The following is an 18,361-nucleotide window of genomic DNA, read 5'->3' on the forward strand; positions in this document are numbered from 1 at the left end:
CGGCCCGGGCTGGGGTGGTTTGAGCTGGGTCGGGCTGGGCTCGGTCGGGTTGGGCTGGGCGGGCCGTGGCTCAGCCGAGTGAGGTGACCGTGTCGAGGAGCATGAACGCGGCCACGGCCAGCAGCACCCAGGCGAAGATCCGCCGGAGGGTGTCCCCGGAGACCTTGGCGGCCAGCCGCCGGCCGTCCCAGGCACCGAGGATCGCCGCCCCGGCGAAGGGGGCGACCACCGCCCAGTCGAGCCCCTCGGCGGCGCCGGTCCGGCCCGCGAGCGCTGCGCACGAGTTCACGGTGATGACCAGCAGACTGGTGCCTACGGCGTCGCGCATCCGCAGGCCCACGACGTTCACCAGGGCCGGTACGGCGAGGAAACCGCCGCCCACCCCGAGGATCCCGGTGACCCCGCCGAGCCCCGCGCCGGACAGGGCGACCCGGCCCGGCCGGACCGTCGACGCCGCCCGTCCCGCGCCCGAGGGACGCAGCATGCGGTACGCGGCCGCCCCCGCGACCAGGGCGAAGGACCCGGTCAGCAGCGTGGCCGGCAGCCCCGCCGACAGGGCCCCGCCGAGGGCCGCGGGCAGCAGTCCCGCCGCCGCGAACAGGGTCCCGCCGCGCAGCCGGACCGTACCGGCTCGCAGATGCGCGGCCAGGCCGGTCGCCGAGGTCACCGTCACGATCACCAGACTCGCCGTGGCGGCCGCGGCAGGGCTGAACCCGAGCAGATAGACCAGCGCGGGCACGGCCAGCACACTGCCCCCGCCACCCAGCGCCCCCAACGAGACCCCGATCACGCCCCCGGCGAGCAGAGCGAGAACGAGCGCGCTCATCCGGCGGGGACACCGGTGGACGGGGAGGGGGTGAGGGGTGTGGGGGTGTGTAGGCGTGCGGGGGTGGGTGTCGAGGGTTCGGGGCTCGTGTCGCTGACGGCTGTCGAGGGTCCGGAGCCCGCGTCGCCAACAGGCGTCGAGGAGGCGGAGCCCGTGTCGTGGTGGGATGTCGACGGCCCCGAGGCCGGGTGCGGTCCCGTCGGTGGAGTCGTCCTCGTGAGGGGCAGCCCGGCGGTCGCCGCTGAGGCGAAGCCGTCGTCCACGGCCACCACGGAGCGGCCGGCCGCGTCCAGCAGGGACGCGGCGATGGCCGCGCGCATGCCTCCGGCGCAGTGCACCCAGACCGTGCCGGCGGGTATCTCGGCGAGCCGGTCGCGGAGTCGATGGACCGGGATGTGCACCGACCCGGATATGTGTCCGGCGGCGGCGCGCTCGGCGGTGCGGCGGACGTCGAGGACCACGGGCCCGCCGCCGCCCGGGTGCCCCTCGGCGGGGTACACCTCGGCCAGATCGGCGAAGGTGCCGCGCGGGAAGGACCGCGCACGCTCACCCCCGGCCAGCCAGTCGGCGGGCGAACCGGTGGCCGCCGCGGCCGGCCGGTCGATCCCGACGCGCACCAACTCCCGCTGGGCGTGCGCCAGTTGCTCAGGGGACTCGGCGAGCAGCGTCACCGGCCTGCCCCACGGCAGCAGCCACGCCAGATACGTGGCGAGCTGCCCGTCCGCCTCGAAGTTCACCGCCCCGGCGACATGCCCGGCGGCGAACGCCACCCGGTGCCGCAGATCCACCACCCACTCGCCCGCCGCGAGCCGCGCGGCGATCTCCTCGGCACCGGCCGGCGCGGGCGGCGTCAGATCCACCGGCGCCGGCCCCGCCGCGTTGGCGGGCCCCATGTGCGCGTAGTACGCCGGTACGTCGTCGAGCGCCGCCAGCAGCTCCGCGACGAACGTGTCCACGTCCTTGACCAGGGCCTCGTTCCCGGCCCGCTCCTGCCCGATGGTCGAGGTGTCACCCGCCGACCGCCGGGCGGAACAGAAACTGCCGAAGCCGTGCGTGGGCAGGACCGCCGTCTCCTCCGGCAGCTCCTCGGCCAGTCGGTGCGCCGACGCGTGCTGGGCGCGGGCCAGCTCGCCCGTGAGCCGGGGTTCGACGAGATCCGGCCGCCCGACCGTGCCGATCAGCAGCGACCCCCCGGTGAACGCGGCCACCGCCGCCCCGCCCTCCTCCAGGACGTACGCGGTGTGGTGCGGGGTGTGCCCCGGCGTGGCGATCGCGCGCAGCGTCAGTCCCGCGTCGACCTCCACCACGTCACCGTCGTGCACCGGCACCCGCTCGTAGGCGACCCGCGCCCCCGCGGGCACCAGATATGCGGCGCCGGTGAGCCGGGCGAGTTCCGGTCCGCCGGTGACGTAGTCGTTGTGGACGTGGGTCTCGACGACGTACGCGATCCGCGCGCCCCGCCGGGCGGCGGCCGCGATCACCCGGTCGATGTCGCGCGGCGGATCGACCGCCACGGCTCCGCGCGGGCCACCCGCCAGATAGCTCCGGTTGCCCAGCCCCGGCACCTCAATGGTGTCGACGAAGTACACGGCAGCACTCCCTTCCCTGTGACTGCTCCCTGTGACTGCGACCCCCGGAAATTACCCCCGGGGGTATGCGTGCAACGGTAGCAGATATACCCAGGGGGGTATTCGGTGACGTCGTGACGGGGCGCGACGGCGTGGCGACGGTCTGCGCGACCCGGCGGCTTTCGGTCACGGCCGTGCCCGCCCCGGCGGTCCTACTCGCTGGTCACTCCGTAGGGTGACCATGGGCGGGCGACCGCCATCTCGGATCGACGGAAGGGTTCACCATGGCGCAGGAAGTACGCGGCGTGATCGCACCGGGCAAGAACGAACCGGTGCGGATCGAGACGATCGTCGTGCCCGACCCGGGGCCGGGGGAGGCCGTGGTGAAGGTGCAGGCGTGCGGGGTGTGCCACACCGACCTGCACTACAAGCAGGGCGGCATCAACGACGACTTCCCCTTCCTGCTCGGCCATGAGGCCGCCGGTGTGGTGGAGTCCGTCGGCGCCGGGGTCACGGACGTCGCCCCCGGCGACTTCGTGATCCTCAACTGGCGTGCGGTGTGCGGCAGTTGCCGGGCCTGTCGGCGCGGCCGCCCCTGGTACTGCTTCAGCACCCACAACGCGAAGCAGAAGATGACCCTCGCCTCGACCGGCCAGGAGCTGTCCCCGGCGCTGGGCATCGGCGCGTTCGCGGAGAAGACGCTCGTCGCCGCCGGTCAGTGCACCAAGGTCGACCCGGCCGCCGCGCCCGCGGTCGCCGGACTGCTGGGCTGTGGCGTCATGGCCGGTATCGGTGCCGCCATCAACACCGGCAACGTGGGCCGGGGCGACAGCGTCGCGGTCATCGGCTGCGGCGGTGTCGGCGACGCGGCGATCGCCGGGTCCCGGCTGGCCGGCGCCGAGAAGATCATCGCCGTCGACATCGACGACCGGAAGCTGACCACCGCCAAGAGCATCGGCGCGACCCACACGGTCAACTCCAAGGACACCGACGCGGTCGAGGCGATCCGGGAGCTGACCGGCGGCTTCGGCGCCGACGTGGTCATCGAGGCGGTCGGCCGCCCGGAGACCTACAAGCAGGCCTTCTACGCCCGCGACCTGGCCGGAACGGTCGTCCTCGTCGGCGTCCCCACCCCGGAGATGAAGCTGGAGCTGCCCCTCCTCGACGTCTTCGGACGCGGCGGCTCCCTGAAGTCCTCCTGGTACGGCGACTGCCTGCCCGACCGCGACTTCCCCATGCTGATCAACCTCTATCTCCAGGGCCGCCTGGACCTGGAGGCGTTCGTCACCGAGACCATCGCACTGGACGACGTGGAGAAGGCCTTCGAGCGGATGCACGGCGGCGACGTCCTGCGCTCGGTGGTGGTCCTCTGATGGCCGCGCGCATCGAACACCTCGTCACCTCGGGCCAGTTCAGCCTCGACGGAGGCACCTGGGACGTCGACAACAACGTCTGGCTCGTCGGCGACGACCATGAGGTCATCGTCATCGACGCCGCCCACGACGCCGACGCGATCGCCGAGGCCGTGGGGGAGCGCCGGCTCTCGGCCATCGTCTGCACCCACGCCCACAACGACCACATCGACGCCGCCCCCGCCCTCGCGGAGCGCACCGGCGCGCCGATCTGGCTCCACCCGGACGACCTGCCCCTGTGGAAGCAGACCCACCCGGACCGGCTGCCCGACCACTGGCTGGCCGACGGCCAGGTCATCGAGGCCGCCGGAGCCGATCTGACCGTCCTGCACACCCCCGGCCACGCGCCGGGCGCCGTCTGCCTCTACGACCCGGCCCTCGGCACGGTCTTCACCGGCGACACCCTCTTCTCCGGCGGCCCCGGCGCCACCGGCCGTTCCTACTCCCACTTCCCGACCATCATCGACTCCATCCGCGACCGCCTCCTCGCCCTCCCACCCGACACGGTCGTCCGCACGGGTCACGGCGACACGACGACGATCGGCGCCGAGGCCCCACACCTGGAGGAGTGGATCAACCGGGGCCACTGATCCGGAAGAGTCCCGCACCCGCGCCCCGAAAGGGGCGCGGGGAACTGCGCGACAAGCCACAACGAACCCGCAGCCGCCCGATCACCCCATCGACCGAGCTATTGGGCGTCCCACAGAAAACCCGACAGAAGATGTCCGGCTTCCACGACACCCTCGTGTCGAGGACGCCGAAACACCCCCGGCGCCCCCAAGGTGACAGCCACACCCAGGAGGCCGGACATGTCGACACCGCCCAGCACCAAGCCGCTCAAGAACAAGATCGCCCTCGTCGCCGGAGCAACCCGCGGAGCGGGCCGCGGCATCGCCGTGGAACTGGGCGCGGCCGGCGCGACCGTCTACGTCACCGGCCGCTCCACCCGCGAGCGACGCTCCGAGTACGACCGCCCGGAAACCCTGGAGGACACCGCCGACCTGGTCACCGAGGCGGGCGGCCACGGCATCGCCGTACCCACCGACCATCTCGAACCGGACCAAGTACGGGTCCTGGTGGACCGGATCGCCGAGGAACAGGGCAGGCTCGACGTCCTCGTCAACGACGTCTGGGGTGGCGAGAAGCTCTTCGAGTGGGAGAGCCCGGTCTGGGAGCACGATCTCGACAACGGTCTGCGGCTGCTGCGTCTCGGCGTCGAGACCCACGCCATCACCAGCCACTTCGCGCTGCCCCTGCTGCTGCGCCACCCCGGCGGCCTGGTCGTGGAGATGACCGACGGCACGGCCGAGTACAACGGCGCCAACTACCGGGCCACTTTCTTCTACGACCTCGCCAAGTCCTCCGTCCTGCGCATGGCGTTCGCCCTCGGCCACGAACTCGGCCCGCGCGGTGCCACCGCCGTCGCGCTCACCCCCGGCTGGCTCCGCTCGGAGATGATGCTCGACGGGTTCGGCGTCACCGAGGACACCTGGCGGGACGCGCTCGACCGCGTCCCCCACTTCGCCATCTCGGAGACGCCCCGCTACGTCGGCCGGGCCGTCGCCGCCCTCGCCGCCGACCCCGAGGTCGCCCGCTTCAACGGCGAATCCCTCTCCAGCGGCTCCCTCGCCCGCACCTACGGCTTCACCGACCTCGACGGCAGCCGACCGGACGCCTGGCGCTACCTCGTCGAGGTCCAGGACGCGGGCAAGCCGGCGGACACCACCGGCTACCGCTGAACCGTGGGCGGCGTCGGCGGCAGCCGCCGGCGCGCCGAATGCCCGGGCGGAACCGCACGGTGACCGGGACGGAGATCGCGGCGCGGCTGTGCCGGTGATCGGTCGGGCAGTACGTTCTGCCGTATGGAGACGACGGGACGTTTCGAGGGGTACGGGGTTCTCATCACGGGCGCGGCGCGCGGCATCGGCGCGGCGACGGCGCGGCGGTTGGCGGAGGAGGGCGCCCATGTGCTCGTCACCGACGTGGACCTGGCGGCGGCCGAGCGCACGGTGACGGAACTGCGGGGGGAGGGGCTGGCCGCCGAGGCGTACCGGTGCGACGTGGGGGACCGGGAGTCCGTGGAGGCGGCGGTCGCGCACGCGGTGTCCGCGCTCGGCTCCCTCGACGTCCTGGTCAACAACGCCTTCGGCTGCACCCCGGACGAGCCGCTCTTCGAGGACACCCCGGACGAGACCTGGGCCCGCGACCTCGACCTCACGCTGACCAGCGCGTTCCGCTGCTCCCGCGCGGCGCTGCCGCATCTGGTGGCCTCGGGACGCGGCGCCATCGTCAACATCGGCTCCGTCAACGGCCTCCAGGACTTCGGCAACCACGCCTACAGCGCCGCCAAGGCCGGCCTCGTCTCCCTCACCCGCACCCTGGCGGGCGACGCCGCGCCCCGAGGCGTCCGTGTCAACCTGGTCGCCCCCGGCACGATCCGGACCCCCGGCTGGGCGGGCCGCGAGTCCCAGCTCGACGACCTCGCCGAGATCTACCCGCTGGGCCGTGTGGGCGAGCCGACCGACATCGCCGCCGCCGTGGCCTTCCTCGCCTCCCGCGACGCGTCCTGGATCACCGGCACGACCCTCCGCGTGGACGGTGGCCTGCTGGCCGTCAACACGTCGTTCGACAGGGCGGCACGGGCATGGCGGGACGCGGAAAGGGACGTGCCCCGATAGGGGCGCGAGACCGTATCGACTATGCGGCTCCGCCGCGTGGGCGCGACCAGCCACGCACCACCGTCGGCGCACCACCGTCCCCCGGCCCCAGCGGCGCTGTGAACCTCACCCCATCGCCGCCACGATCCCGTCCCAGAACCGAGCACGCGCCTCCAACGCCAGCACCGCCGTCTCCACGGCCTCCTCCCACCGCCCCTCCACCCCACCGCACAGATCCGCCACCATCGCCATCGCCATCGGCGTGTGCTCCTCCCCGTCCACCTCGATGTGCCGCGCGAGATAGTCGCAGAACAGCGGGAACCGCTCCGTCCCCTCCTTCTTGATCACCTGGTCGAACATGTCCGGGATCAGGTCCTCCCGGCTGAACGCGAACGCCGCGGCCCGGCAGTGCAGCGGCCGCTTCCCGGTGATCTCGAAGGTCGTCCGGACGAACTCGGCCGCGGGACCGGGCACTTGGGCCACCCGCAGCGCCGCCGACACGTCGTGGCCCTCGCCGACGAGCCCGAGGAACGAGTCCAGGCGGCCGGTGTCCGCCCCGGCCTCGGCCATGCCCGACCGGTACAGCTCGAAATGACTGGTGAACCCGCCGTTCAGTTCGTCGCTCTCCTCGACGAGCACGATGTCGTTGATGAGCCGCCGGCTCACCTCGGACCCGCGCGGCACCCAGGGGACGTCCACACAGGTCAGATCCCGTTGGAGGGATTTGAGGAGGGACATGAAGTCCCACACCGCGAAAACATGGTGCTCCATGAACACCGCCATATCGGCACGGCTGTCGATGCGCCGATAGATCGGGTGCGCGGTGACTTCTTTCCGCACGGGCTCGATCGCGGAGCGCGCCCGGTCGATTCCCTCGTGGTTCATATCCCAGTCGTACCTGGACATGACTCTCCCTCACTTTCGTGCAATTCCCCCCGCTCCTCCTGGCGATGGTGCTCCTGTTCCGCTCGACCGGGCAACCGCTTTCAAGAAGTGCCGGAAGTTACCCTGCCGTAATACTCGACGAAATGCGTCAAGACATCTGAAAGACCGTCATAGGCGCACGATCCGGACACCTTTGAAAATGTTCGTTGAATCTTTGAACGGGGTCTCGGATCCTCTCGTATTCGACGTCGTGAGCAGGAATCCCGTTACCGTCACCCTCGCGTACCACGTGGTGCCGGGGCGCGAGGCCGACTTCCATTCCTGGGGGTGGGCCGTGCTGCGTGCCAGTGCGCGGCAGCCGGGCTTTCTGGGGGGTGGCGTACTCGTCGACGGAGGGGCTGAGTGGCATGTCGTCTACCGCTTCGACAGCGAAGAAACGGCCCGGACCTGGGAGAACTCCGTGGTCTGGGCGCAGTGGTCGGCCCGCGTCGACGAGTTGGCACAGGAGACCGGCCGACGGAGCGTCGTGGGTTCCCGGGCCTGGTTCGACTCCCAGGCGGCCCGCGCCCCGACGCCGGCCGGGCCTCCGGGGCCACCCCCGAAATGGAAACTCTGGTTGGTGAATTCCGGTGCGGTCTTCCCGCCCGTGTTCTTATTCAACCAGGCAATACTTCCCTATCTCAACGACCTTAATCCGCTTTTCCGTACACTTCTGCTGTGTCTGTCCGTGGCAGCCATCGTCACCTGGATCCTCATGCCGAGACTCCAGAAGTTCCTGAAGAAATGGCTGTATCCGCCGTTGCAGGCGCTGCGTGGCCGACACAAACGACGGACCGTCTAGGTCCGAGAACGAAGAGGGGGGTGGGCGGGTTGAAGACCCTGCTCATCGACAATTACGACTCGTACACGTACAACCTGTTCCAGCTGATCGCCGAGGTCAATGGCGAGGAGCCGGTGGTGGTGCTCAACGACGCTTCGGCCGAGGACATACCGGAGCTGCGGGAATTCGACAACGTGGTGGTGTCGCCGGGACCGGGCCACCCCTCGGAACCGCGTGACTTCGGGATCGCGGCCCGGCTGATCGCCGAGGCCGAGATCCCCGTCCTGGGCGTCTGTCTGGGCCATCAGGGCATCGCGGCGGGGGAGCGGGCCGATGTCGAGCCCGCGCCGTGGCCCCGGCACGGGCATCTGTCCACGGTCCGGCACGACGGCCGCGACCTGTTCCGCGGTCTGCCGCAGAACTTCTCGGTCGTCCGCTACCACTCGTTGTCCGTGCGTGAGCCGCTGCCGCCGACCCTGGAGGCCACCGCATGGTCGGAGGACGGCGTCCTCATGGGCCTGCGCCATCGCGAACGGCCGCTGTGGGGCGTGCAGTTCCACCCCGAGTCGATCCTGACCGACCACGGCCACCGCCTGCTGGTCAACTTCCGCAACCTCACGGCGGAACGGGCCGGCAGCCCGCGCACCAAGAACACGGCGGTCGCCTCCGTCGCCGGTACGCACCCCACCGCGGCGTCCCCTCTGCCCGGCGCGATCCCCCGCCCCCGGCGGCCCCCGGGACCCGCCTACCGGCTGCACACCCGCCGGATCGCCGGCGCCGTCGACGCCGAGGCCGCCTTCACCCGGATGTACGCCGACGCGCCGCACGCCTTCTGGCTGGACAGCTCCCGCGTGGAGCCGGGCCTGTCGCGGTTCTCGTTCTTCGGCGACGGCAGCGGCCCGCTCGCCGAGGTCGTCCGCTACGACGTCGACAGCGGCCAGTGCGAGATCGAGCGGGCGGGACGCCCCACCCGCCGGGTCCAGGCGAGCGTCTTCGACTATCTGAAGCGGCAGCTGGCCGCCCGCAAGGTCGACGCGACCGGCCTGCCCTTCGACTTCACCGGCGGCTATGTCGGCTACTTCGGCTACGAACTCAAGGCCGACACCGGCTCCTCGAACCGGCACACGGCCGAAACCCCGGACGCCGCCTGGCTGTTCGCGGACCGCCTGATCGCCGTGGACCACGAGGAGGGCCACACCTACGCCGTCTGCCTGTCCGAGGACACCCCGGCGGCGTCCCGTGAGGCCGGCGACTGGCTCGACACCGCGCTGGCCCAGCTGACCTTCGTCTCCTCGGACGCCACGGTCCCCCTGAGGGCGGCCGGCCGGCCCTACCCCCGCGCCGCCGAGCCCTGGCTCGTCCGCGACCGCGCCACCTACCTCGCCGACATCGAGGCCTGCAAGGCGGAGCTGAACGCGGGCACGAGCTACGAGATCTGTCTGACCAACGCGGCCCGGTTACCCGCCCCTTACGACCCGTACGACTTCTACCGGGTGCTGCGCCGGATCAACCCGGCCCCGTACGCCTCCTTCCTCAGGTTCGGCGACCTCGACATCGCGGGCTCGTCCCCCGAGCGCTTCCTGCGGATCACCCGCGACGGTGTCGCCGAGGCCAAGCCCATCAAGGGCACCGCGCCCCGGGGCGCGACCCCGGAGGAGGACGACCGGCTGCGGGACGAACTCGCCGCGGACGCCAAGACCCGCGCCGAGAACCTGATGATCGTCGACCTGCTCCGCAACGACCTCGGCCGGGTCTCCCGGACCGGCTCGGTGAAGGTCACCCGCCTCATGGCCACCGAGACCTACGCCACCGTGCACCAGCTGGTCTCCACGGTCGAGGGCAGACTCCGGGAGGGCACCGACGCGGTCGACTGCGTCCGGGCCTGCTTCCCGGGCGGCTCGATGACCGGGGCACCCAAGCTCCGCACCCTGGAGATCATCGACGAGTTGGAGACCGAGGCGCGCGGCGTGTACTCGGGAGCCCTCGGCTATCTCGGGTGCAGCGGCGGCGCGGACCTCAACATCGTCATCCGTACCGCCGTGTTCCAGGGCGGCCGTATGCATCTGGGCGCGGGCGGCGCGATCGTCCTCGACTCCGATCCGGCCGCCGAGTACGACGAGATGCTGCTGAAGACGGCGGCACTCATGCGGGCCCACCGGGAGCACGCCTCCGCCCCGGCCGTCACCGAGGAGCCGACGCGATGACGATCACGACGACGATCACGACGACGGGCCGGCCCACCCGCCTCCACGGCGACGCCGACGCCCCCGGCAACCTCGCGGCCCATCTCGCCGCCCTGGCCGACCGGCGCGGCTGGACCGCCCGCCCCGCCTTCCACCAGGGCCACCGGGCCTACTCCCACGGCGAGATCCACGACCTCGCGGCCCGCGCCGCCACCGTCCTCGCCGACCACGGGGTCCGCCCCGGCGACCGGGTCCTGCTCGCCCTCCCGGACTCCGTCACCTGGGTCACCACGTTCCTCGCCCTGGCCCGCCTGGGCGCGGTAGCCGTCCTGGTCAACCCCGAACTCACCCCGCCGGAACTCCAGTTCATGGCGGAGGACACGGAAGCGGTCCTGTGGGTGACGGGCCCCGGCCTGGACACGTACGGTTCGGCCGGCATACCCGCGCCCCGCAAGGGGCGCGAGGAACTGCGCGACCAGCCACGCACGATCCGCACTGTGAAGACGGCGGTAGCGGCGCCACGCCTCAGTTCCGACCAACTGACGGCCTTGAGCACCACAGCCACGCCCAAGGAGACGGCCCACCCCGTAGACGCCCACACCCCCCTCTACATCCAGTACACCTCGGGCACGACCGGCCACCCCAAGGGCGTCGTCCACGTCCACGGCGACCCCAAGACGTACCACGACCTCATCGGCCGCAGACTGCTGCGGATCACCCCGGACGACGTCACCCTCTCGGTCTCCCGGCTGTACTTCGCCTACGGCTTCGGCAACGCCCTCGTCTTCCCGCTCTTCTCCGGCTCCGCCGCCGTCCTCGCCGACCGCCGTCCCACCCCCGCGGCGGTCGACGAACTCGTCGCCCGGCACCGGGTGACCCTGCTCTACTCGGTGCCGTCGGCGTACGCCGCCCTGGTCGCCGACCGGGCCGGCGGCCACGAGGACTGCTTCGCCTCGGTGCGCGCGGCGGTGTCGGCCGGCGAGGGCATGCCCGCCGGACTCGGCACGCAGGTCACCGAACTGCTCGGAGCCCCCGTCCTGGAGCAGATCGGCTCCACCGAGGCCGGCCACGCCTTCTGCGCCAACAGCTTCGACCACAACCACCCCGGCACCGTCGGCCGCCCCGTCCCCGGCTTCGAGGTCGAACTCCGCGACCGCTCGGGCGCCCAGGTCGCGGACGGCGAGACGGGTGACCTGTGGGTCCGCGGCCCGACGGTGACCCCCGGCTATCTCAACCGGCCGGAGGAGAACGACCGCACCCTCGTCGGCGGCTGGCTCAACACCCGGGACCGTGCCGTCCGCGAACCCGACGGCACCTACCGGCATCTGGGCCGGGCCGACGACATGGAGATGGTCGGCGGCATCACCGTCTCCCCGCTGGAGATCGAGGCGCTGCTGCGCACCCACCCCGGGGTCCGGGACGTCGCCGTGGCGGCCGTCACCGACGAGCGCGGCGCCAGCAAGCTACGGGCCTTCGTGGTCCCCGTCCCGCCCATCGGGGTGGGCCTGGAGGCCGAACTGATCTGCATGGCCCGCGACCGGCTCGCCGCCTTCAAGGTCCCCCGCAGCGTCAGCTTCGTCCCCACCCTGCCGCGCACCGCGACCGGCAAGCTCCGCCGCCACCTCGTCCGCCAGGGCGCGTGGTGAGCATGGCCGACACCCTCGTCCCCGCAGAAAGGTCCGGTCCCATGCGCGACCAACTCCAGGCCGACCGGCAGCCCGCACCGACGCTCGCCCTGGCCGGCCGCGGCTTCTATCTGGGCTCGATGTTCAGAGAGGCCGCCGACCGCCACGGCTCCGTCTTCGTCACCCTGGACCGGACCCTCGACGTCAACCCCGACCTCGGGACCGACCTCTCCTACGCCGCGCTCGCCGACCTCGTCGACGAACTCTCCGGCCGCCTCTGGGAAGCGGGCGTGCGCCCCTCCGAGGAGGTGGTCGTCCACAAGACGGACAACGTCGACATCGTGCTGCTGACCTGCGCGGTCTCCCGTATCGGCGCCGTCCCGGTGCTGCTGTCGCCCGGCCTCGCCGGCCCGGTGGTCGGGCAGCTCCTCGAACGCCTCCACCGGCCCTGGCTGATCACCGACCGGGCCAAGCTCGAAGGCCCCCTGAAGGACGTCGACCTCACCGGCCTCGTCCGGCGCACGCTCTCCGTCGACGACGCCGCCGGCGCCGAACCGCTGCAGAAGTACGCGGGCGCCCCGACCCCGGCGGCCGTCCGGCTGCACCCCCGCGACCCGTCCCTCATCACCCACAGCTCCGGCACCACCGGCCTGCCCAAGCTGGCCGTGCACTGCCCGAACACCATGTGGAACCGGCTCGTCCCGCAGAAGGCGATGGGCTGGCCGACCCGGGGCGAGACCGCCGCGCTGCACATGTCGTTCGTGCACTCGCGCTTCTACCATCTGCTCGGCGTCCTGCTGCACTTCGGCAGCCCACTGGTCCTGATCATCGACCCGGAACCGTCGAACGTGGGCCCGCTGCTGGCCCGCCACCGCCCCGGCATCGTCGAGACCCACCCCAACACCTTCGTCCTGTGGGAGGAGCTGGCCGACGCGCCCGGAGCGCCGCTGTCCCGCGTCCGTTCGTACGGCTCGACCTTCGACGCCATCCACCCGCGTACCGTGCAGCGGCTGCTGGACGCCTCGAACCGGCGCTCGCCGTGGCTGATCCAGCTGTACGGGCAGAGCGAGACCGGCCCGGTCGCCTTCCAGTGGTTCACCCGCCGCAGCGCCGCCCGCGCCGACGGCCGCCGCGTCGGCATCGGCATCCCCGGCTTCACCCGCGTCCGCGTCGCCGACGACGCCGGACGACGGGTCGCCCCCGGCACCGCCGGCCGGATCGAGGCCCGCACCCGGGGCCGCATCCTCACCTACCTCGGCGCCCGGGAACGCTATCTGCGGCAACTCGACAGCGGCTGGTGGCAGATGGGCGACATGGGCTACCAGAGCCGCTGGGGCGCCCTCTACCTCATCGACCGCGAGATCGACCAGATCGACTCCGTGCACAGCAACCTGGAGATCGAGGACACCCTGATGTCCCGGCTGGAGGAGCTGCGCGAGGTCGTCATCGTCCCCGGCGTCGACCGGGAACCCGTCCCCGTGGTCTGCGTCCGCGGCGAACGCCCCCTGGACCCGCGCCGCTGGCACGAGGCCACGGCCGACCTGCCGGCCATGGCGGAGCCCCGCCAATGGCGGTTCGAGGAACTGCCGATGACCTCCACCTGGAAGGTCAAGCGGGTCGAGATCACCCGCATGCTCACCGAAAGCACCCGCGCATGACGCCCCCCAGCCCCGGCCCCGCCGCCCCCGTCCCCGTTCTCGTCGTGGGCGCCGGCCCCGTGGGCCTGTCCGCCGCCCTCGCCCTGCGCGCCCACGACCTCCCCGTCACCCTCCTCGAAGCCGACCCCGAGGGCCGTGAACGCCCCGGCAGCCGCGCCCTGTTCGTGCACCGCGAGACCCTGGAGCTCCTGGAGGAGGCCCACCCGGGCCTCGCGGTCAAGATCGCCGCGTACGGGCAGACCTGGCACACCAAGCGCACCCTGTACCGGGGCCGCGAGGTGTACGCCCGCACCTTCCCGCCGCCCACCGGCACCCCGCCCTTCACCAGCCTCCGCCAGGTCGACACCGAGCGCTTCCTGCTCGACGCCTGCCGGGACGCGGGCGTGGAGTTCGTGTGGGACGCCCGGATCACCGGCGTACGGACCGACCCGGACGGCGTGACCCTCACCGGCGAGGACGGCCGCACCTGGACGGGTACCCACGCGATCGCCGCCGACGGCGCCCGCTCGGCCGTACGGCGCGAACTGGGCATCCCGCTGGAGGGCACCCACGGCGAGGGCTTCCACGTCGTCGCGGACATCGCCGACATCCCCGGCGCCGAACTGCCCCTGGAACGGGTCTTCCACTACGAGCATCCCGCGCTCGGCGGCCGCAGCGTCATGCGGGTGCCGTTCACCGGCGGCTTCCAGCTCGACCTGCAGTGCCGCGACGACGACGCCACCGAGGAGTTCGGCACCCGGGAGGCCGTACGGCGCTGGCTGCCGGAGGTCGTCGGCGACGGGTACGGCGAGCGCGTCCTGTGGGTGTCCACCTACCGCTTCCTGCGCAAGGTCGCCGCCGCGTTCACCGACCCGCACCGCCGGGTGCTGCTGGCCGGTGAAGCCGCCCATCTCTTCCCGCCGTTCGGGGCGCGCGGCATGAACAGCGGTATCGCGGACGCGGTCGCCGCGGCCCGCGCGATCGCCGACGGGACCCCCGAGGCGGTCGACTCCTTCGCCGAGGTCCGGCGTTCGGCGGGCCTGTTCAACAGCGCCGCCGCCGGCACGGCCCTGGACCATCTGCGGCCCCGGCGCCGTATCGTCCGCGTCAAGCAGCGCGCGGCGGCGGCCCTCGCCCCCGTGGTGCCCCGCTGCGGCGCCTGGCTGGAACACGCGCCGTACGGGCCCCGGCACGGCGCCCCGGCCGTCGCGGGCCGCAGATACTGAACGACAGGAGTCCCCAGTGACACAACCCGCCACCGCGGAAGGTCTGTCGACCTGGTCACCCGAACACGGCCTCGTCCCCGGCGAGGCCCGGGCCGGGCGTCTCCTCGTCGCCGACTCATGGCTGCTGCGCGACGGACGGGTGCGCGGCTTCGACCGGCACCGCGAGCGGTTCCTGCGGTCCTGCGGCGAGTGCGGCGCACCGCCCCTCGGACAGGTCGTCGACTTCTGGCAGGACATGACCCGCGCCCTGCCGCGCACGGGGGAGTGGTTCCCCCGTGTCGAACTCGCCGCCGGATCACTGGAGTTGCGGCTTCTGCTGCGGCACGCCCCGCCGCTCACGGCCGAGGTCCGGGTGTGGGCGGCCGGTCAGCCCGACCCGCGGACCGTGCCCCGCCGCAAGGGGCCGGACCTGGACGCCCTGGCCCGGGTGCGTCGGCGGGCGTCCGGGGCCGACGCCGACGAGGCCGTGCTCATCGCGCCCTCCGGTCTGGTGCTGGAGGCCGCCAACTCCAGCCTGTTCTGGTGGGAGGACGACACGCTCTGTCTGCCGCCGCCCCGGCTGCCCCTCCTCGCCGGGGTCACCATGGCGCTCATCCAGGAGCGGGCCGCCCGCACCGGTGTCCGGCTCGCCCACCGCGAACGCTCCCTGGCGGAGCTGGACGGGCGCGAGGTGTGGCTCGTCAACGCCCTCCACGGCATCCGCCCGGTCGCCGCCTGGACCGGCCGCCCGATGACCCCCGGCCCCGCCGTCCACGCCCCGGAATGGCGGACCTGGCTGGACGGTCTCATGGAGCCACTGCCGGACCACTGAATTCAGAGCGCCACAAGAGATATATGGGCGCGCGAAAGCGCCGGGCCGAAAGGAAATCGGCCCGGCGCTCAAAGTCGTTTCTGAATTCTCTTTAAACCTATTGCCGATGTATCGGGAGTATCGCGGGCGGCTACTTCTTGGCCGGCTGATAAGCCCCCGGAACCATCCGGGTCGCGATGGCGATCCGGTTGTACGCGTTGATCACGGTGGCCGCCCAGATCAGCGCCGCGACCTGCTCCTCGTCGAACACCTCCGCCGCCTCGGCGTAGACGTCGTCGGGCACCTGACCGTCGGCGACCAGCGTCACGGCCTCGGTCAACGCCAGGGCGGCGCGCTCGCGGACGGTGAAGAAGGGGGTCTCGCGCCAGGCGCTGAGCGCGTAGATCCGCTGCTCGGTCTCGCCCTGCGCACGGGCGTCCTTGGTGTGCATGTCCAGGCAGAACGCGCAGCCGTTGATCTGCGAGGCGCGAATGCGTATCAGTTCGAGGATCTCGGGTTCGACCTTCGCGTCCCGGGCCGCGGAAACGGCGGCGCCGTGCAGGGCACCCATCGCTCCGGACACATCGGGGGTGATTTTCTTGAGGGCCACACGAGAGGGGGAATCGCTGTTGCTCATGAGGAGAACTCTATATGCGAATTCCCGGCTGTGTAACTGTTTCGTCTCGACCCGGGCCCACCCACAACCGTCGGCGCCCACCGGCTGTCTAGGCAGGCAGGACCAGCGATTCACGGGAAAGGGAACGGTCGCCATGGGGGACATAGGCAGAAGAGCCGCAGTCGGACTCACCGTCACCGGACTGCTCGCACCGCTCACCCTCGCGCTGGGCGCCACGCCCGCGCAGGCGGCGAGTTGTACGACGTCGGCGGGGCCGTACCAGAAGCAGGTGGAGAAGTTCCTCGGCCGGCCGGTCGACGGCAAGCAGTCGTCCGCCGACTGCAAGGCGATCAAGGCCTTCCAGACCAAGCACGGCATCACCCCGAACATCGGCTACGCGGGTTCCGTCACCTGGGGCGTGATGGACCTCATGAACAAGCAGAAGGCCGTGGGCAAGAACCCCAACAAGGCCGGCAAGTGCCCCACGAACAAGGGCCGTATCGCCTGTGTGAACCTCACGCTCCAGCTGAGCTGGATCCAGGACGGCAAGAAGCTCGTCTACGGGCCCGTCCCGGTCCGCACCGGCCGCGACGGCTACGAGACCCGCACCGGCCTGAAGAAGATCTACTGGCGGAACATCGACCACGTGTCGTCGATCTACCACGTGCCCATGCCCTACGCCCAGTTCTTCGACGGCGGCCAGGCCTTCCACTCCGTCGGCGTCAGCATGTGGAACCCGCCCGGCTCCCACGGCTGCACCAACATGACCAAGACCGACGCCAAGAAGTACTGGTCCCTCCTGAAGAACGGCGACGACGTCTACGTGTACGGCCGCAAGCCGGGCACCTGACGGACGGCCAGGAGCCCGGCCCGACGACCGTGGCGAAACGTCACACCCGGGGCGTCGTCACGCCTCCGGCGCGTCCCCGAAGTCAGGGATCTCCAGCCGTACCCCGCCCTGCCGCGCGGACTCGTGCGCGACGATGCCCGGCAGGGTGTAGCGGGCCGCCACCCAGGCGTTCACCGACGGCAGCGTCCGGGTGTTGACGGCGGTCACGAAGTCGTCCACCAGGAAGTGGTGACTGCCCTCGTGCCCGTTGTGCAGATGGTCGAACTCCCGGGGCAGCCGTGACCGGTCGTGCACCGGCGCCGACCCGGAGGTGAAGGCGGCCCGCAGCTCCGGCGCGATGTGCTGGAGCGAGGGATCGTCGGGGGACATGGTGGGCTTGGGCTCCAGCAGTTCACTGATGTCCTCGACCCCCTTCTTGTCCTGCCAGAACGCCACCGTGGCCAGCTGCTCCATGCTGGCGTCCGTACCGAAGAACCGGAACCGCGACTCCCGTATCTGTGAGGGGTAGCCGACCCGCCGGAACTCGTTCGTACGGAACGAACCGCCGCCGGCCACCTCGAACAGCGCGGTCGCGTTGGAGAAGTCGTTGCCGAACTGGCTGACCTCCTTGTCGAACACCCCGTCCCCGCGCCCGTCCACGACACCGATCGCGGACACGCTCACCGCGTGCGTCCGCCAGGCGCCGAGCACCCCGCCCACCGAGTGCGTCGGGTACAGCAGCGGCGGATAACTGGCGGTGCGCTTCCAGTCCTCGCCGCCGCTGTACTGGTAGGCCTCGTAGAACCCCAGATCCATGTCGTGGACGTAGTCGCCCTCGGCGTAGAAGATCCGCCCGAACGCGCCTTCGGCTATCTGGTTCCGGGCGTGCACGGTCGCCGGGTTGTACTGACTCGTCTCGCCCATCATGTACGTCAGCCCAGTCGCCTTGACCGCGTCGATGATCGCCGCGATCTCGTCGGCGGTGATCGCCATGGGCACCGCGGAGTAGACGTGCTTGCCGGCGTTCAGGCCCTGGAGCACCAGCGGGCCGTGCGTCCAGCGCTGGGTGAAGATCGCGACCGCGTCGACGGCCGGCGACTCCAGCATCGCCTCGTAGGAGGGGAAGGTGCCGGCCAGGCCCTGGGCGGCGGCGAGTTCCTCGGCGCGCTCGGGCAGCAGGTCGGTCACATAGACGTCACCGACGCCGGGGTGGGCCTGGAACAGCGTGGCGAACTGGCCGGAGAACTGGCCGGCGCCGACGATGCCGAGGGAGAACGTCATCTGGGG

At 71.7% G+C, this 18,361-nt stretch carries 16 protein-coding genes; 11 read left to right on the plus strand and 5 right to left on the minus strand.

The window, feature by feature from the left end:
• Nucleotides 1-70: 70 nt before the first annotated feature.
• Both ACZ7MG_RS25720 and ACZ7MG_RS25725 read right to left on the minus strand, forming a co-directional pair.
• Nucleotides 71-826 carry a sulfite exporter TauE/SafE family protein gene (locus tag ACZ7MG_RS25720; RefSeq protein ID WP_471380846.1) on the minus strand — a complete coding sequence of 252 codons (756 nt, stop codon included), beginning with the start codon at nucleotides 824-826 and terminating at the stop codon, nucleotides 71-73.
• On the minus strand, nucleotides 823-2,415 hold the full coding sequence (locus tag ACZ7MG_RS25725; RefSeq protein ID WP_471380848.1) for an MBL fold metallo-hydrolase: 1,593 nt from the start codon (nucleotides 2,413-2,415) through the stop codon (nucleotides 823-825). Before ACZ7MG_RS25725 ends, ACZ7MG_RS25720 begins: the two co-directional genes overlap by 4 nt.
• A 263-nt stretch (nucleotides 2,416-2,678) precedes the next feature.
• On the opposite strand from ACZ7MG_RS25725, the gene ACZ7MG_RS25730 reads away from it, so the two are divergent.
• From ACZ7MG_RS25730 to ACZ7MG_RS25745, 4 genes are all read left to right on the plus strand, one after another.
• Complete coding sequence (locus ACZ7MG_RS25730; RefSeq protein WP_471380849.1) at nucleotides 2,679-3,767, plus strand: S-(hydroxymethyl)mycothiol dehydrogenase; 1,089 nt, start codon at nucleotides 2,679-2,681, stop codon at nucleotides 3,765-3,767.
• On the plus strand, nucleotides 3,767-4,396 hold the full coding sequence (locus ACZ7MG_RS25735) for an MBL fold metallo-hydrolase (protein ID WP_471380850.1): 630 nt from the start codon (nucleotides 3,767-3,769) through the stop codon (nucleotides 4,394-4,396). The genes ACZ7MG_RS25730 and ACZ7MG_RS25735 overlap by 1 nt, the downstream gene beginning before the upstream one ends.
• 219 nt (nucleotides 4,397-4,615) lie before the next feature.
• Nucleotides 4,616-5,545, plus strand: coding sequence for an SDR family oxidoreductase (locus tag ACZ7MG_RS25740; protein ID WP_471380851.1), 930 nt, complete (start codon nucleotides 4,616-4,618; stop codon nucleotides 5,543-5,545).
• A 123-nt stretch (nucleotides 5,546-5,668) separates the two neighbouring features.
• Nucleotides 5,669-6,484: an SDR family NAD(P)-dependent oxidoreductase gene (locus tag ACZ7MG_RS25745; protein WP_471380853.1), complete on the plus strand. Its 816-nt coding sequence runs from the start codon at nucleotides 5,669-5,671 to the stop codon at nucleotides 6,482-6,484.
• A gap of 105 nt (nucleotides 6,485-6,589) precedes the next feature.
• Here ACZ7MG_RS25745 and ACZ7MG_RS25750 read toward each other — a convergent pair whose 3' ends face one another.
• The gene (locus ACZ7MG_RS25750; RefSeq protein WP_471380854.1) at nucleotides 6,590-7,348 is read right to left on the minus strand and encodes a DUF3050 domain-containing protein; all 759 of its coding nucleotides are present in this window, start codon (nucleotides 7,346-7,348) and stop codon (nucleotides 6,590-6,592) included.
• Between the two features lie 199 nt (nucleotides 7,349-7,547).
• Between ACZ7MG_RS25750 and ACZ7MG_RS25755 the strand changes: the two genes are divergently transcribed.
• The 6 genes from ACZ7MG_RS25755 to ACZ7MG_RS25780 are packed head-to-tail and all read left to right on the plus strand — an operon-like array spanning nucleotide 7,548 to nucleotide 15,650.
• Nucleotides 7,548-8,189 carry a hypothetical protein gene (locus ACZ7MG_RS25755; protein ID WP_471380855.1) on the plus strand — a complete coding sequence of 214 codons (642 nt, stop codon included), beginning with the start codon at nucleotides 7,548-7,550 and terminating at the stop codon, nucleotides 8,187-8,189.
• Between the two features lie 29 nt (nucleotides 8,190-8,218).
• Nucleotides 8,219-10,372, plus strand: a complete 2,154-nt coding sequence (gene pabB, locus ACZ7MG_RS25760) for an aminodeoxychorismate synthase component I (protein ID WP_471380856.1) — start codon at nucleotides 8,219-8,221, stop codon at nucleotides 10,370-10,372.
• A complete protein-coding gene (locus ACZ7MG_RS25765) occupies nucleotides 10,369-11,997 on the plus strand; it encodes a benzoate-CoA ligase family protein (protein ID WP_471380858.1) in 1,629 nt (542 codons plus the stop codon). The genes pabB and ACZ7MG_RS25765 overlap by 4 nt, the downstream gene beginning before the upstream one ends.
• Nucleotides 11,998-12,038: 41 nt before the next feature.
• Nucleotides 12,039-13,634, plus strand: coding sequence for a class I adenylate-forming enzyme family protein (locus tag ACZ7MG_RS25770; protein ID WP_471380859.1), 1,596 nt, complete (start codon nucleotides 12,039-12,041; stop codon nucleotides 13,632-13,634).
• On the plus strand, nucleotides 13,631-14,839 hold the full coding sequence (locus ACZ7MG_RS25775; RefSeq protein ID WP_471380861.1) for an FAD-dependent monooxygenase: 1,209 nt from the start codon (nucleotides 13,631-13,633) through the stop codon (nucleotides 14,837-14,839). The genes ACZ7MG_RS25770 and ACZ7MG_RS25775 overlap by 4 nt, the downstream gene beginning before the upstream one ends.
• Before the next feature lie 16 nt (nucleotides 14,840-14,855).
• Nucleotides 14,856-15,650 (plus strand): aminotransferase class IV, encoded by a 795-nt coding sequence (locus ACZ7MG_RS25780; protein ID WP_471380863.1) that lies wholly within the window; start codon nucleotides 14,856-14,858, stop codon nucleotides 15,648-15,650.
• A gap of 130 nt (nucleotides 15,651-15,780) precedes the next feature.
• Here the strand turns inward: ACZ7MG_RS25780 and ACZ7MG_RS25785 are convergent, their stop codons facing one another.
• Nucleotides 15,781-16,266, minus strand: coding sequence for a carboxymuconolactone decarboxylase family protein (locus ACZ7MG_RS25785; RefSeq protein WP_471380865.1), 486 nt, complete (start codon nucleotides 16,264-16,266; stop codon nucleotides 15,781-15,783).
• 133 nt (nucleotides 16,267-16,399) lie between these two features.
• On the opposite strand from ACZ7MG_RS25785, the gene ACZ7MG_RS25790 reads away from it, so the two are divergent.
• Entirely contained in the window at nucleotides 16,400-17,095 is a 696-nt protein-coding gene (locus ACZ7MG_RS25790; RefSeq protein ID WP_471380867.1) for a L,D-transpeptidase family protein, read from the plus strand.
• Nucleotides 17,096-17,152: 57 nt separating this feature from the next.
• On the opposite strand, the gene ACZ7MG_RS25795 is transcribed toward ACZ7MG_RS25790, so the two are convergent.
• Entirely contained in the window at nucleotides 17,153-18,355 is a 1,203-nt protein-coding gene (locus tag ACZ7MG_RS25795) for a Gfo/Idh/MocA family protein (RefSeq protein WP_471380868.1), read from the minus strand.
• Nucleotides 18,356-18,361 lie beyond the last annotated feature (6 nt).

Source organism: Streptomyces sp. NPDC107538, assembly GCF_055657445.1.

Coding starts and splice junctions, on each gene's coding strand:
- ACZ7MG_RS25745 (WP_471380853.1), top strand. CDS start 5,669: ATGGAGACGACGGGACGTTTCGAGGGGTACGGGGTTCTCATCACGGGC.
- ACZ7MG_RS25720 (WP_471380846.1), bottom strand. CDS start 826: ATGAGCGCGCTCGTTCTCGCTCTGCTCGCCGGGGGCGTGATCGGGGTC.
- ACZ7MG_RS25795 (WP_471380868.1), bottom strand. CDS start 18,355: ATGACGTTCTCCCTCGGCATCGTCGGCGCCGGCCAGTTCTCCGGCCAG.
- ACZ7MG_RS25750 (WP_471380854.1), bottom strand. CDS start 7,348: ATGAACCACGAGGGAATCGACCGGGCGCGCTCCGCGATCGAGCCCGTG.
- ACZ7MG_RS25790 (WP_471380867.1), top strand. CDS start 16,400: ATGGGGGACATAGGCAGAAGAGCCGCAGTCGGACTCACCGTCACCGGA.
- ACZ7MG_RS25740 (WP_471380851.1), top strand. CDS start 4,616: ATGTCGACACCGCCCAGCACCAAGCCGCTCAAGAACAAGATCGCCCTC.
- ACZ7MG_RS25735 (WP_471380850.1), top strand. CDS start 3,767: ATGGCCGCGCGCATCGAACACCTCGTCACCTCGGGCCAGTTCAGCCTC.
- ACZ7MG_RS25765 (WP_471380858.1), top strand. CDS start 10,369: ATGACGATCACGACGACGATCACGACGACGGGCCGGCCCACCCGCCTC.
- ACZ7MG_RS25730 (WP_471380849.1), top strand. CDS start 2,679: ATGGCGCAGGAAGTACGCGGCGTGATCGCACCGGGCAAGAACGAACCG.
- ACZ7MG_RS25775 (WP_471380861.1), top strand. CDS start 13,631: ATGACGCCCCCCAGCCCCGGCCCCGCCGCCCCCGTCCCCGTTCTCGTC.
- ACZ7MG_RS25770 (WP_471380859.1), top strand. CDS start 12,039: ATGCGCGACCAACTCCAGGCCGACCGGCAGCCCGCACCGACGCTCGCC.
- ACZ7MG_RS25785 (WP_471380865.1), bottom strand. CDS start 16,266: ATGAGCAACAGCGATTCCCCCTCTCGTGTGGCCCTCAAGAAAATCACC.
- ACZ7MG_RS25755 (WP_471380855.1), top strand. CDS start 7,548: ATGTTCGTTGAATCTTTGAACGGGGTCTCGGATCCTCTCGTATTCGAC.